We start from the raw sequence: 13,573 nt of genomic DNA, 5'->3' as shown, positions 1-13,573 counted from the left end.
GTGCCGCTGCGCGGGGCGAAGTCCCCTCCCCGCCCTTCGCCCGTTCCCCGGGCTGCGCCCGGACCCCCTGGGGCTCCGCCCCGGACCCCGCGCCTCAAACGCCGGCGAGGCTGGATGTGGCTGACGCCGGCGAAAATCCAGCCCCTCCGGCGTTTGAGGAGCGGGGTCCGGGGCGGAGCCCCGGGGAACGGGGGAAGGGTGGGTAGGGGACCAGCCCCGCAGGGTTACTGAGGGGCCACCGCGAAGGCTTCGGCTCCGAGCAGGCTGCAGCCGTAGCGGGTGGCGCGGGTCTCGCAGGTGACCCGGACGAAGCGGGCCGGGGCGGCCACCGGGTCCAAGTGGACGGAGTCCACCCCGCCGCGGGACGCGACCGTCGCCGACGGATGCCAGGTGACACCGTCCGCCGAGGTCTCCACCCGGAACCGGGACGGGTACGCCTCCTGCCAGCGCAGCCGCAGCAGCCCGATCCGCGCCGGAGCCGGCAGCTCCGCCTGCCACCAGGCCCCGTCGGCCGCGGGCGAGGACCAGCGGGTGGCCGGGGAATCGTCCAGCGCCCCCGACGCGGGGAACGCCGGGGTCTCGTCGGCCGAGGAAGAGGCCACCGCGGAGCGCAGCAGGTTCGGGCCGGCCGTGCGCGGATGGGCACGGACCTTCAGCGTGTGCGTCTCGGAGCCGAAGGTGACCGGAACCTCGTAGGTGCCCGGCGCCGTGCCCGCGGCGACCGTGACCTCCACCGGGACGGTCGCCGTCGTACCGCGCGCGGCCGCGGCAGTCTCCGGCAGACGTACCGAGATCCCCGGCGGCGGCGTCGCCGACAGGGGCCCGCGGACCTCGCCGGGACGCAGCGCGGACAGTTCCGCCGGGATCCGCTGCGGGGCCCCGCCGATCTCCGCGTCCACGCTCTGCGCCAGCTCGAAGCGGGCCTCCGGGCCGTCCGCCGTCCACGGGACCACGCTGTGCACGGCCGGAGCCGGGCCCGACCAGACGAGCCGGACCGCGTCGGCCCGTAGGCCGCCCACGTCCGCCTGGGTCCAGCCCGACGCCGCCGCGTCCGCGACCTTGCGCCAGCCCTCTCCCGGTACGTGGGCCTCGATCACGGCGCCCCGGCTGCCGGGCGGCAGCGGGTCGGTCATCACGGTCACCACCGACACCGGCCGGGCACCGGACAGCTCGACCGTCCACGCGTCGGTCTGCCGGGTCACCGTGCCCGGCGCGCGGGCCGCGCCCGTCCACGCGTCGGCCTCGGCCGCGGCCCGCGCCAGGAAGGGGTCCAGCACCGCCTTGTCGACCCGGGCGGCTTCCGGCCCGTCCGCCCCGGACAGCGCCGCGCGGGCGGCGGTGAAGGCCTGCGAGGCCCGCCAGGCCGCCGCCCCGTCCCCGCGGGCCTGCGCCTGGAGGACGTCGAGCGCCAGTTCTCCGGCGGCCCCGTAGCGCGCGAGCCGCGACAGCCAGGGCCCCGCCTCCCCGGCGAGTGCGGGCAACTGGTCCGGGGCGCCCCGCAGCACGCGGAAGGCGGCGCGCAGCCGCTCGCCCGCGGCCGGGTCGCCGGAGCTCCGGGCCCGCCAGAACCCCTCCATGAGGGGGACCAGGTAGGCGGATTCGGGCTGGGCGAGGCCGGAGGAGGCGTTGTTGGCGGCCAGCGCGGCCAAGGCCTCCCTGGCCTGGGGGTCGGGTCCGGCGAGCGAGGCCACGGCCGCCGCCCAGGAGTCGGCGGCCCGGTAGCCGCGCGGGTTCCACGTGAAGTCCGCCGCGGTGAACAGCGGGATGCGCGACAGCGTGCCCTGGGGCATCGCGTTGGCCAGTACGGCCGCCGAACCGCCCGCGACCACCGGGTCCCGTCCCGCGTACGGGCCGAGGAAGATCCGGCCCGGATCCCAGTCGTTGACCGGGTAGTTGTCCATGGTGACCAGCGGGTGCTGCCCGAGCGCCGACCGCGCCCCGTTCATCTCGTTGCCGGTGATCGTGCGCGGCAGCACGCCGACGCCCGTCCAGGCCACCTCCACCCGGTCGTCCAGGGCCGCGGCCAGCGCCGTCCGGTAGGGCGTCGCGCCCTCCTGGTAGTACTCCGTCGGCAGCAGCGACAGCGCGGGAGCCCCCGGATAGCGCCGGGCCAGGTGCGCGGCCAGCTCGCCCGCGACCTCCGCGTGCGCCTTCGCTGCCGCCGCCGGGCCCTTGCCGTAGCGCTCCCGGTCGGCGCGGCAGCCCCACTCGGTGTAGCTGACGTCCTGGAACTGCACCTGGAACGCCCGGAATCCGAGGTCCCACATGGCGTCCAGCTTGCGGGCGAGCGCCGCCCGGTCGGCCGAGGAGGCCAGGCACATCGACTGCCCGGGCGCCACCGCCCAGGCGAGCACCACCTTGTTGGCCCGCGCCCGGTCGGCCAGCTCCCGCAGTTCCGCCGCCCCGGGCGCCGGGTAGTCGCTGCGCCACTGCGTGGTCCGGTACGGGTCGTCACCGGGCGCGAGCAGCAGCCGGTTCAGCTTGGTGCGGCCCATGAACTCCACCTGCTCGAGCCGCTGGGCGGCCGTCCACGGAGTGCCGTAGAACCCCTCCGTGATCCCGCGCACCGGGGCGGACGGCCAGTCCCGTACGAGGACGCCGGGCACCTTCCCGCCGCCCTGGGTAAGTAGTTGACGCAGCGTCTGCGCCGCGTGGAACAGCCCGTCCTCGCCCACGCCCGCCAGCGCGACCGTGTCCCGCCCCTCGGTGCGGCCCACCGCCAGCCGGTAGCCGCCGGCCGGCAGGTCGCCGGCCGCGTCCGCGCCCAGGGCCCGCAGCGCCCGCTCCGTGTTCCCGTCGTGCTGCCCCTGGAGCCGTACGACGGGTCCCGCACCGGGCAGCGGTTCCCCGTCGGCCCGCTCGTGCAGGGTCCGTACGCCCGCCCCGCGCAGGGCGTCGCGCACCAGCTGGGCGGCGTACGGGTCCACGCCGGCGGGCAGCACCAGTACGGCCTCGGTGCCCAGCGGCACCGCGCGCGCCGGGTCGAAGACCGTCGACTGCGGCCGGGGATACACCGCGGGCCCCGCGGCGGCGGCGCGCGCCGGATCGGAGCCGGGGGCGAGCACGGGGGCGGATACGGGGGCTGGGTCGCGCAGCGCCGCGGGAGCCGCGGCAGCGTCCGGCGCGGGGGCGTCCGGTGTGTTCGGTGCGTCCGGCGAGGTGGGCGCGGTGAAGGCGGTGGGGGGACCCACCGCCGCCGAGCCGCTCAGCAGTGCACCGATGGCGGCGACCGCCGCGGCGGTGGCCGTGGCCCGCTTGCTGCCCCTGATCTGCACGGAGCCACCCCGTCCCGAGTCGTCCCCCGCTCGTACGAACGAGCCAGAGCCCACCATCCGTACGGCCAGGGTGTCAACGGCGGCGGGTGATCTGACCGGGATCGGCCAGGAATGCGGTGCCGCCGACTGGGTATGGCTGGGATGTTCTCCGGGCGGCGCGCCGGAGGGTGTTCCCGACGATCCCGCACGCCGGGGCGATCCCTCCCCACGTGCGGTGATCGGCGCGGAGCCCCGCAACCCCTCCCGCGCACGGCCCGAACGCAGGCATTTATGACGGATTCACGGACCACACAGGAGGATTTCCGCTGTCGGTGGTGCGCGAACGGCGCACGGACCGACACAGTGGGAGCCGTCCACGGGTCCTGATCGATCCTCACGTACGAAGGAGTGCCTGCCGATGAACACCAAGGCCGTGAAAACCGAGAACACCACCGTCGCCGCCATCCCCACGACCGTCATATCCGCGGTGTCCACCCCGAAACGGCGTCCGCCGCTCGCCCACCTGCCGGCGCAGTCCGGACCAGACGAACGGCCCCTCACCAGCGAGCCGTCGCTCGCCGACGCCGCGCACGCGCCGTTGACCAGTGAGCCCCCGCTCGCCTGCGAGGCCCCGCTGACCAGCGAGCCGACCACCCAAGCCGCGGCCGCCGCCGCGGGTGACTAGACGACAAGGAAAAGGAACCTGATGGACGACCTCGCCCGGCTCGCGGCCCTGTACGGAGTCGCCACCACCTACCAGCCCGCCGAGGACGTCACCCTGCGGGTCCCGGAGGCCACCGTCGCCGCCGTACTGCGGCAGCTGGGGGTGAACACGGACACCCCGGAGTCCGTACGGGCGGACCTGGCCGCAGCCGAACACGACGCGGCGCACCGGCTGTTGCCGCGCGTGCTGGTGTGGTGGGCCGGGTCCCGGCCGCCCGTGGAGCTGGGCACGCTCCCGCCGGGGACCCGGACCCTGCTGGAGGCGGAGGAGGGCGGCCTGCCGCAGGGGGAGGGCCACGGCCTGCCGCAGGGGGAGGACCACGGCCTGCCGAGGGCGGAGGACCACGGCCTGCCGCAGGCGGAGGACCACGGCCCGCCGCAGGCGGCGGGACGCACGGCCCCCCAGGAGCCGCCGGTGGCCTGGAGCGCGGCCGGCGCGGGCGAGCCGCCGCTCGGCGTGCACCGGATCCACGCGCAGGCCCCCGACGGCCGCACCGCCACCGCCACCCTGATCGTGGCCCCCGACCGGGCCCCGGCGGCGCCCGAGCGCACGCACGGGCTGCTCGTCCAGCTCTACTCGGTGCTCTCCGAACGCTCCTGGGGCATGGGCGACCTGGGCGACCTGGCGGAGCTGGCGCGCTGGGCGGGCCGCGTCCACGGAGCCGGCTTCGTCCAGGTCAACCCGCTGCACGCGGCCGTCCCCGGCACCCCGACCGACCCCTCCCCCTACCGGCCGTCCTCGCGCCGCTTCCCCGACCCGGTGCACCTGCGGATCGAGGACGTCCCCGAGTACGCCGACTGCCCGGACCGGGCCGCCCTCGCGGAACTGGCCGACCGGGGAGCGCAGTTGCGGCGCGAGGTGCTGGAGAAGGGGGCGCTGATCGACCGGGACGCCGTCTGGTCCCTCAAGCAGGCCGCCCTGGAGCTGCTGTACGCCGTCCCGCGCAGCCCCGAACGGGAGGCGGCCTACCGGGAGTTCCGCGCCGCGCAGGGTGAGGAGCTGGACCGGCACGCCGTCTGGTGCGCCGGGCACGCCGGGGAGGACCCGAAGGTGCGGGCCGACTTCCACCGCTGGCTGGTCTGGCTCACCGACGCCCAGCTCGCCGCCGCCCAGCGGGCCGCCAAGGAGGCCGGGATGGCGGTCGGCATCGTGCACGACCTGGCCGTCGGGGTGCATCCGGAGGGCTCGGACGCCACCGGAGCCCCCTTCGGAGCCGTCCCCCACTACGCCCGCGGCGTCTGCGTCGGCGCCCCGCCGGACGCCTTCAACGCACGCGGCCAGGACTGGGGGCTGCCCCCGTGGCGGCCGGACCGGCTGGCCGCCACCGGGTACGCGCCGCTGCGGGCCCTGCTGCGGGGGGTGTTCCGGTACGCCGGCGCCCTGCGCATCGACCACGTCATGGGACTGTTCCGGCTCTGGTGGATCCCGGAAGGGGCCCCGCCCGCCGAAGGCGCGTACGTCTCGTACGACGGGGAGGCGATGCTCGCCCTGCTGGTCCTGGAGGCCCACCGGGCGGGGGCCCTGGTCATCGGCGAGGACCTCGGCACCGTGCAGCCGGGGGTCCGTCAGGCGCTGGCCCGGCGCGGGGTGCTGGGCACCTCGGTGCTCTGGTTCGAGCGGGACTGGGGCGGGGACGGGGAGCCGCTGGAGGCGGAGCGCTGGCGGGCCGACTGCCTGGCCACCGTGACCACCCACGATCTGCCCCCCACGGCCGCCAAACTGGCCGGCTCCCACGTGGAACTGCGCGACCGGCTGGGCCTGCTGACCCGCCCGGCGGAGCGGGAGCGCGCCGAGGACGCCGCCGACACCGCGCGCTGGCTGGACGTACTGGAGGACCTCGGGCTCGACACCAAGGGCGAGGAGGCCGCCGTACGGTCCCTGTACGGGTTCCTGCTGCGCACTCCGGCCCGGCTGGTCGGGGTCTGGCTGCCCGACGCGGTGGGGGACCGGCGGCCGCAGAACCTGCCCGGCACCTGGGACCAGTACCCCAACTGGCGGCTCCCGGTCGCCGACGCGGAGGGCCGGCCGCTGACCCTGGAGGCACTGGCCGCCTCACCGCGGGCGAACGCCCTGCTGGGGGCGGTGCGGGGGGCGGTGGGAACCCGTACGGCACCCCCGGGCGCGCGCGGCGTTTAGGTGTTCGCTACGTTTGCACCGTGGACAAGAAGAACGCTCTGCGCGCCGGCGCCGTCACGGCCGGAACGACGCTGATGATGCTGCTGATGACGTCTCCCGCTCTCGCGCTCACCCGTGACGACGGCGACGACCCGGGTCCGGGCCTGAGCGTGGCGGAGACGCTCGGCCTCTACGTGGCCGCGCCGATCGTGCTGTTCCTGGTCATCGCCGGTCTGGTGATGGTCGGCGACAAGTCGCGCAAGACGCAGTCCGAAGGCTGAACGAGCCTGAACTGGCCTGAACGGGCTTGAGCGGGCCTGACCCCTTCCGGGGTCTTGCCCGATCCGATTCTTCCGGGGCGCCGGGGGTCCTTGCGGACCCCCGGCGCCTCGTCGTACCCCGGCCCGGCTACGGGGCCCCTGCCATCACCTTGCGCAGCAGGCCGGTGAGCGCCGCGATCTCCGACCCGTCGAGCCCGGTGAGCGCTTCGCGCTGCATCTCCAGTCCCACCTCGACCGCCTCGTCGATGAGCGCGAGGCCGCGGTCGGTGATGGTCACCCGCAGACCCCGCCGGTCGTCCGGATCGGGGCTGCGCCGCAGCAGCCCGGCCTTCTCCAGCTTGTCCAGCCGTCCCGTCATCCCGCCCGTGGTGAGCATCAGCGTGGACGAGAGCTGGCGGGGCGAGAGGGTGTACGGGCTTCCGCTCCGGCGCAGCGTGGCCACGACGTCGAACTCCCCGCGCGAGATTCCGTAGCGCCCGTAGGCCTTCTCCATGGCGTCGCCCATGGCTTTGGAGATCCGGTAGATCCGGCCGAAGACGGCCATGGGCGTGGTGTCCAGGTCGGGGCGCACCGCGAACCACTGGTCCGCGATCGCGTCGACGGGGTCCTTGTCGGTCATAGGCGCAGTATCCGGCTTCCACTTATTCGTTGGCAAGAAAGTTGCTTGCGGGAAAGTAGCTTAGTGTTAAGCTACTTCTAAGTGAGCTACTCGTCCCTGCCGGAGGAGCACCGCCGTGAACCGCGCCACCACCGTCGTCCTGACCGCCCTCGCCCCCATCTCCTGGGGCTCCACCTACTTCGTGGCCTCCGAGCTGCTGCCGCCCGACCGGCCGCTGTTCACCGGGGTGATGCGGGCCCTGCCCGCCGGGCTGCTGCTCACCGCCCTCGCGCGGAAGCTGCCCACGGGGGTGTGGTGGTGGAAGGCGGCCGTCCTGGGCGGCCTCAACATCGGAGCCTTCTTCCCGCTCCTGTTCCTCTCCGCCTACCGCCTGCCCGGCGGGGTCGCGGCCGTACTGGGCTCCTTGGGGCCGCTGTTCGTCGTGGGGCTCGCCGCCCTCCTCCTGGGCGAGCGGGCCCGGCTGCGGACCGTGCTCGCCGCGGTCGTGGCGGCCTTCGGCGTCGGCATGGTGGTGCTGACCGCGCAGGCGCAGCTCGACCCGGTCGGGGTGGTGGCCGGCGTCGTCTCCTCCGCCTCGATGGGCGCGGGCATCGTCATGACCAAGCGGTGGGGGCGCCCGGAGGGCGTCGGCCCGCTGGCCATGACCGGCTGGCAGCTCACCGCGGGCGGCCTGGTCATCATCCCGGTCGCCGCGCTGGTGGAAGGGGCGCCGCCGGCCCTCGACGGCAAGGCCTTCCTCGGCTACGGCTACATGATGCTGATCAACACCGGCATCGCGTACTGGCTCTGGATCCGCGGCATCGGGCAGCTCACCGCCACCTCGGTCACCCTCCTCGGCCCGCTCTCGCCGCTCACCGCCGCAGTCATCGGCTGGGCCGCCCTGGGGCAGTCCCTGTCGCCGGTGCAGGTGCTGGGCATGACGATCGCCTTCGGCGCCACCGTCGCGGGGCAGCTCGCGGCGGGCGCCCCGAAGCCGAAGGTCGAACCGTTCAGTTCTACTGAAGGAACCAATCGAAATGTTTCGATGGACCTGACGGGTGGCCCGGTGCGACGGTAGAGCAACGAACCGACACTCCGAACCCCGAGGGGGAGACACACAGTGGCCGTCACGGACCGCGTCCGCACCATCCCGACCGTCCCGCAGCAAGCACTGCCCGGCAAGGCGAAGAAGGGGGCCGCCGGTCTCGGCATCCTCCTCGCCCTGCTCGCGACGGTCGTCTGGTCCGGCAGCTTCGTCGCCACCCGGGGCATGGCCGACAGCATCCCGCCCGTCCAGGCCGTCTTCTGGCGCTGGGTGATCGCCACCGTCGCCGTCGCCCCCTTCGCCGCCCGGCAGGCCTGGCAGCAGCGGGCCCTGATCCGCAAGCACTTCGGCTACATCGCCCTGGCCACCCTCTTCGGCGTCGCCCTCTACAACACCCTCGTGCACCAGGCCGGACTGACCACCTCCGCCTCCAACATGGGCATGATCATGGCCGCCTCGCCGGTCATCATGGCCCTGTACGCCCGCCTCGGCGGCGAACGGCTCGGCACCCGGCGCACCTTCGGCCTGGCCCTCGCGGCCCTCGGCGTGCTCCTCCTGGTCGGCAAGGGATCGATCCGCTTCGACTTCGCCGCCGGCGACCTGTGGATGTTCGGCGCCGCCCTGTCCTTCGCCACGTACAGCGCGCTCCTCAAGCGCAAGCCCGCCGAACTGGGCGGCCTCGCCTTCCTGCTCACCACCTTCGTCCTCGGCGCCCTGATGCTCGCCCCCGTCTACGCCGTGTCCGTCGGAGTCCAGGGCGGCTTCCAGGTCACCCCCTCCACCGCCGGAATGCTCCTGTACGTCGGCGTCTTCTCCTCCGCCGTCGCCTTCTTCGCCTGGAACAAGGCCGTCGCGATGATCGGCGCCGCCCGCGCCGGAGTCGTCTACTACCTCCAGCCGGTCTGCGTCGCGGGCCTCGGCCTGCTGCTCCTCGGCGAGACGACCGGACCGGCGCAGCTCCTGTGCATGGCGCTGATCCTGGGCGGCGTGGGTCTGGGTGCCCGGCGGTAAGTTCGGTCCCATGATCGAGTGGGACATCAAGAAGCTGCGGATCCTGCGGACCCTCGCAGAACAGGGGACCGTGACCGCGACGGCCGAGGCGCTGCACATGACGCCCTCGGCCGTTTCGCAGCAGCTGACCAACCTGGCCAGGATGCTGGGGGTCCCGCTGCTGGAGGCGCAGGGCCGCCGGGTCCGCCTCACCGACGCCGCCCACCTCGTACTGCGGCACGCGGAGGCCGTGTTCGCGCAGCTGGAGCGGGCCGACGCGGAGCTCACCGGATACCTCGCGGGGGAAGTGGGGGAGGTCCGGATCGGAGCCTTCTCCACCGCCGTACCGGTCCTCGTGGTCCCGGCGGTCGCCGCCCTGAGGCGCTCGCACCCCGGCGTGGAGGTCCGCGTACGGGAGACCGAGGCGGCCGAGTCCTACGAGCTGCTGTCCGCCGGGGTCGTCGACCTCGCGCTGTCCCTCGCGGCCCACGCCCCGACCGCCCGGGATCCCCGCTTCACCCGCAGGACCCTGCTGGAGGACCCCCTCGACGTGGCCCTGCCCCCGGAGCACCCGCTCGCCGGCGCCGCGGAGCTGCGGCTCGCGGACCTGTCCGGGGACCCGTGGATCTACGGCGGCTCCGGCCCCTGGTCGGAGATCACCCGCACTGCGTGCGAGGCGGCCGGGTTCGTGCCCGAGCAGGCGCACTCCGCGTCCGGCTGGACCGCGATCCTCGCCATGGTCGAGGCGGGCATGGGGGTGGCCCTGGTCCCCCGCATGGTGGCGAGCCGCGCCTCGGGCGTCGCCGTCCGGGGCCTGCCCCACGACCGGCCCACCCGGCACGTCATCGCCGCCCTGCGGCGGGGCTCGGAGTCGGCCCCGGCCGTGGCGCACGTCCTGGCGGCCCTGCGGGCCGTCGCCACCGCCCGCCCGTAGCCGTCGCCGCGGGTGGTCGGCCCTGCGGGGCGCAGTCCCCTACCCGCCCTTCGCCCGTTCCCCGGGCGCTGCCCGGACCCGCGCCTCAAACGCCGGCGGGGCTGAAATGGCGCTGTGCGCCATTCAGGCCCCGCGCCCGGCGGGCTGGGTTGCCGCGCAGCGGCAACTCCAGCCTCGCCGGCGTTTGAGGCGCGGGGTTGGGGCGGAGCCCCAGCAGCGGGCGCGAGCCCGTCAGGCCCGGGCGTCGGCGGCCTGGGCCGTCAGCGCGCGCTCGACGCCCGCGCGGGACTCCGAGACCAGGCGGCGCAGGGCCGCGTTCGGCTCGGCCGAGGCCAGCCAGGCGTCCGTCGCCGCGAGGGTCTCCGCGGAGACCTGGAGGGACGGGTAGAGCCCCACCGCGATCTGCTGGGCGATCTCGTGGCTCCGGGTCTCCCAGACCTCCTTGACCGCCGCGAAGTACTTCGCCGTGTACGGGGCGAGGAGCTCGCGCTGGTCGGTCTGGACGAAGCCCCCGATCACCGCCTCCTGCACCGCGTTCGGGAGCGAGTCGCCCTCGACGACCGAAGCCCACGCCTCGGCCTTGGCCTCCGCCGTCGGACGCGCCGCGCGGGCGGTCGCCGCGTGCCGCTCGCCCGCCGCGGTCTTGTCCCGCTCCAGCTCGGCCGCGACGGCCGCCTCGTCGGCGACCCCGGTGGCGACCAGGCGCTCCAGGAACGCCCAGCGCAGCTCGGTGTCCACGGCCAGGCCCTTGACCTCCGCCGAGCCGTCCAGCAGCGCCGACAGGTAGGTCAGCTGCTCCTCGGTACGGGCCGTCGCCGCGAAGGCGCGGGCCCACGCCAGCTGGTGGTCGCTGCCCGGCTCGGCCGCGCGCAGGTGCTCCAGCGCGGCGTCCGTCCAGATGGCCAGGCCCTGGTCGCGCCACGCCGGGTCGGCGTACAGGTCGACGGCCAGCTTGACCTGGCGGTGCAGCGACTGCACGACGCCGATGTCCGACTCCTTGCCGATGCCCGACAGGACGAGGGCGAGGTAGTCGCGGGTGGCCAGTTCGCCGTCGCGGGTCATGTCCCAGGCCGAGGCCCAGCACAGTGCGCGCGGCAGCGACTCGGTGAAGTCGCCCAGGTGCGCGGTGACGTTGGCGAGGGACACCTCGTCGAGGCGGACCTTGGCGTACGACAGGTCGTCGTCGTTCAGCAGGACCACGGCCGGACGGGTCCGGCCGATCAGCTCCGGCACGGCGGTGAGGGCGCCGTCGATGTCCAGCTCGATCCGCTCGCCGCGCACCAGCTTGCCGTCGGCCAGGTCGTACAGGCCGACCGCGATGCGGTGCGGGCGGAGCACCGGCTCGCCCTTGGCGCCGGCGGGCAGTGCCGGGGCTTCCTGGCGGACGGCGAAGGCGGTGATGGAGCCGTTCTCGTCAGTCTCGATCTCGGGGCGCAGGATGTTGATCCCGGCCGTCTCCAGCCACGCCTTCGACCAGGCCGTCAGGTCGCGGCCGGAGGTCTCCTCCAGCGCGCCCAGCAGGTCCGACAGGCGCGTGTTCCCGAAGGCGTGCGCCTTGAAATAAGCCTGCACGCCCTTGAAGAAGGCGTCCTGGCCGACGTAGGCCACGAGCTGCTTGAGGACCGAGGCGCCCTTGGCGTAGGTGATGCCGTCGAAGTTGACCAGGACGTCGTCCAGGTCACGGATGTCGGCCATGATCGGGTGCGTGGAGGGCAGCTGGTCCTGCCGGTACGCCCAGGTCTTCATGGAGTTGGCGAAGGAGGTCCAGGCGTGCGGCCACTTCGAGCCCTCCGCGTACGCCTGGCAGGCGATGGAGGTGTAGGTGGCGAACGACTCGTTCAGCCACAGGTCGTTCCACCACTCCATGGTGACGAGGTCGCCGAACCACATGTGCGCGAGCTCGTGCAGGATCGTCTCGGCGCGCGTCTCGTACGCCGCGTCCGTCACCTTCGAGCGGAAGACGTACTGGTCGCGGATGGTGACCGCGCCCGCGTTCTCCATCGCGCCCGCGTTGAACTCCGGCACGAAGAGCTGGTCGTACTTCGCGAAGGGGTAGTCGTACGCGAACTTCTCCTGGAACCAGGTGAAGCCCTGCCGGGTCACGTCGAAGATCGCGTCGGCGTCGAGGAACTCGGCGAGCGAGGGACGGCAGTAGATGCCGAGCGGGACGGACTGCCCGTCCGTGCCCTCGTAGGAGCTGTGCACCGCGTGGTACGGGCCGACGATCAGGGCCGTGATGTACGTGGAGATGCGCGGGGTCGGCTCGAAGCGCCAGACGTTGTCGGCGGGGGCCGCCGCCCCCTGCGGAATGTCGCGTGGGGAGTTCGAGATGACCGTCCAGCCCGCCGGAGCCGTCACGGTGAACCGGAACGTCGCCTTCAGGTCGGGCTGCTCGAAGCTCGCGAACACGCGGCGCGCGTCCGGGACCTCGAACTGGGTGTACAGGTACGCCTGCTCGTCGACCGGGTCGACGAAGCGGTGCAGACCCTCACCGGTGTTGGTGTAGGCGCAGTCGGCGACGACGCGGAGCTCGTTGGCCCCGGCGGCGAGGTGCGCGAGCGCGATCCGGGAATCCCGGAAGACGGCGGCGACGTCGAGGGACTTGCCGTTGAGCACGACCTCGTGCACGGCCGGAGCGACCAGGTCGATGAAGGTCTCGGCGCCGGCCTCGGCGGACTGGAAGCGCACGGTGGTCACGGAGGGGTAGGTGCCGCCCTCCTGCGCGCCGCTGAGATCGAGCTCGATCTCGTACGAGTCGACACTGAGCAGCTTTGCGCGCTGCTGAGCCTCTTCACGGGTCAGATTCGTGCCTGGCACGCGGTCATCTCCTTCGATGGTGACGTTCCGGCCCATCCTTTCACGGCCGCCCGGGCCCCCGCCGGGCGATACTTTGAGCTACAGGTGCCTACGATGAGCCATGAGGATCAGCCTGGACCTGCCCGCCGCGGACATCGAGTTCCTTGACCAGTACGCAGCACGGCACGGTGTTCCGTCCCGCTCCGCGGTGCTTGGGATCGCCGTCGGCCTGTTGCGCGAACGCGAGGTCGGAAACCTGCCGGACAGCGGCGTGCGGCGGCGCGAGGGTGGTGGGCATGACCATCAAGTACCGGGCGAGGCCCATCGAGGAGGCGGCGCTCAAGGAGCTCCGCGTACGTGACGACGCGGGGCGGGAGTGCGCCCCGTACGCCGACCGCGAGGGCGGTGCGCCACTCAGGTGCTGCCTGCGGCCGAGCGAGACCGGGGAGCGCATCGCGCTCGTCTCCTACGCGCCCCTGCGGCGCTGGGCAGCCGCCGCGGGCGCCGATCCGGGGGCGTACGACGAGCAGGGGCCCGTGTTCGTCCACGCCGAGGACTGTGGCGGGCCGTCCGAGGACCGGGGGTACCCCTTCGCCCGGGCGGGTGTACGGCGCACCGCGCGGCGGTACAGCGCCCGCGGGCAGATCCTCGGCGGGCGGGTGCTCGACCTCGGTGAGGATCCCGACGGTGTGGTCGAGCGTGCCCTCGACGAGGCGTTCGCGGACCCCGAGGTGGCCCTCGTGCACGTCCGGGCCGCCGAGTACGGCTGCTTCCAGTACGAGGTGCGGCGGCCCTGGCACGCCGAAGGGGCGGCACCGTAGCGGTACCGCCCCCAC

11 protein-coding genes are annotated in these 13,573 nt (G+C 74.1%); 7 read left to right on the top strand and 4 right to left on the bottom strand.

Annotated elements, in window-relative coordinates:
* Nucleotides 1-224: 224 nt before the first annotated feature.
* Complete coding sequence (locus MTF69_RS15990; protein WP_243334919.1) at nt 225-3,275, bottom strand: beta-N-acetylglucosaminidase domain-containing protein; 3,051 nt, start codon at nt 3,273-3,275, stop codon at nt 225-227.
* Between the two features lie 397 nt (nt 3,276-3,672).
* Between MTF69_RS15990 and MTF69_RS15985 the strand changes: the two genes are divergently transcribed.
* The 3 genes from MTF69_RS15985 to MTF69_RS15975 are packed head-to-tail and all read left to right on the top strand — an operon-like array spanning nt 3,673 to nt 6,374.
* Nucleotides 3,673-3,939, top strand: a complete 267-nt coding sequence (locus tag MTF69_RS15985; RefSeq protein WP_243334916.1) for a hypothetical protein — start codon at nt 3,673-3,675, stop codon at nt 3,937-3,939.
* 21 nt (nt 3,940-3,960) lie between these two features.
* Nucleotides 3,961-6,114 (top strand): 4-alpha-glucanotransferase, encoded by a 2,154-nt coding sequence (locus MTF69_RS15980; protein ID WP_243334915.1) that lies wholly within the window; start codon nt 3,961-3,963, stop codon nt 6,112-6,114.
* A gap of 20 nt (nt 6,115-6,134) precedes the next feature.
* Nucleotides 6,135-6,374 carry a hypothetical protein gene (locus MTF69_RS15975; protein WP_243334913.1) on the top strand — a complete coding sequence of 80 codons (240 nt, stop codon included), beginning with the start codon at nt 6,135-6,137 and terminating at the stop codon, nt 6,372-6,374.
* A gap of 127 nt (nt 6,375-6,501) precedes the next feature.
* Here MTF69_RS15975 and MTF69_RS15970 read toward each other — a convergent pair whose 3' ends face one another.
* On the bottom strand, nt 6,502-6,993 hold the full coding sequence (locus MTF69_RS15970) for a MarR family winged helix-turn-helix transcriptional regulator (RefSeq protein ID WP_243334912.1): 492 nt from the start codon (nt 6,991-6,993) through the stop codon (nt 6,502-6,504).
* Between the two features lie 115 nt (nt 6,994-7,108).
* On the opposite strand from MTF69_RS15970, the gene MTF69_RS15965 reads away from it, so the two are divergent.
* The 3 genes from MTF69_RS15965 to MTF69_RS15955 are packed head-to-tail and all read left to right on the top strand — an operon-like array spanning nt 7,109 to nt 9,941.
* Nucleotides 7,109-8,050, top strand: a complete 942-nt coding sequence (locus tag MTF69_RS15965; protein WP_243334910.1) for an EamA family transporter — start codon at nt 7,109-7,111, stop codon at nt 8,048-8,050.
* 42 nt (nt 8,051-8,092) lie between these two features.
* A complete protein-coding gene (locus tag MTF69_RS15960; RefSeq protein ID WP_374323139.1) occupies nt 8,093-9,028 on the top strand; it encodes a DMT family transporter in 936 nt (311 codons plus the stop codon).
* A gap of 10 nt (nt 9,029-9,038) precedes the next feature.
* Nucleotides 9,039-9,941, top strand: a complete 903-nt coding sequence (locus tag MTF69_RS15955) for a LysR family transcriptional regulator (protein WP_243334908.1) — start codon at nt 9,039-9,041, stop codon at nt 9,939-9,941.
* A 231-nt stretch (nt 9,942-10,172) separates the two neighbouring features.
* On the opposite strand, the gene pepN is transcribed toward MTF69_RS15955, so the two are convergent.
* Nucleotides 10,173-12,758 carry an aminopeptidase N gene (gene pepN / locus MTF69_RS15950; RefSeq protein WP_243334906.1) on the bottom strand — a complete coding sequence of 862 codons (2,586 nt, stop codon included), beginning with the start codon at nt 12,756-12,758 and terminating at the stop codon, nt 10,173-10,175.
* 88 nt (nt 12,759-12,846) lie between these two features.
* Nucleotides 12,847-13,035 carry a hypothetical protein gene (locus MTF69_RS15945; RefSeq protein ID WP_243334905.1) on the bottom strand — a complete coding sequence of 63 codons (189 nt, stop codon included), beginning with the start codon at nt 13,033-13,035 and terminating at the stop codon, nt 12,847-12,849.
* Between MTF69_RS15945 and MTF69_RS15940 the strand changes: the two genes are divergently transcribed.
* Complete coding sequence (locus MTF69_RS15940) at nt 13,034-13,558, top strand: DUF1203 domain-containing protein (RefSeq protein ID WP_243334902.1); 525 nt, start codon at nt 13,034-13,036, stop codon at nt 13,556-13,558. The genes MTF69_RS15945 and MTF69_RS15940 overlap by 2 nt on opposite strands.
* Nucleotides 13,559-13,573 lie beyond the last annotated feature (15 nt).

The organism is Streptomyces sp. AP-93, from assembly GCF_022808175.1.
Taxonomy (GTDB): domain Bacteria; phylum Actinomycetota; class Actinomycetes; order Streptomycetales; family Streptomycetaceae; genus Streptomyces.
This window is presented reverse-complemented; position numbering and strand designations above follow the sequence as displayed.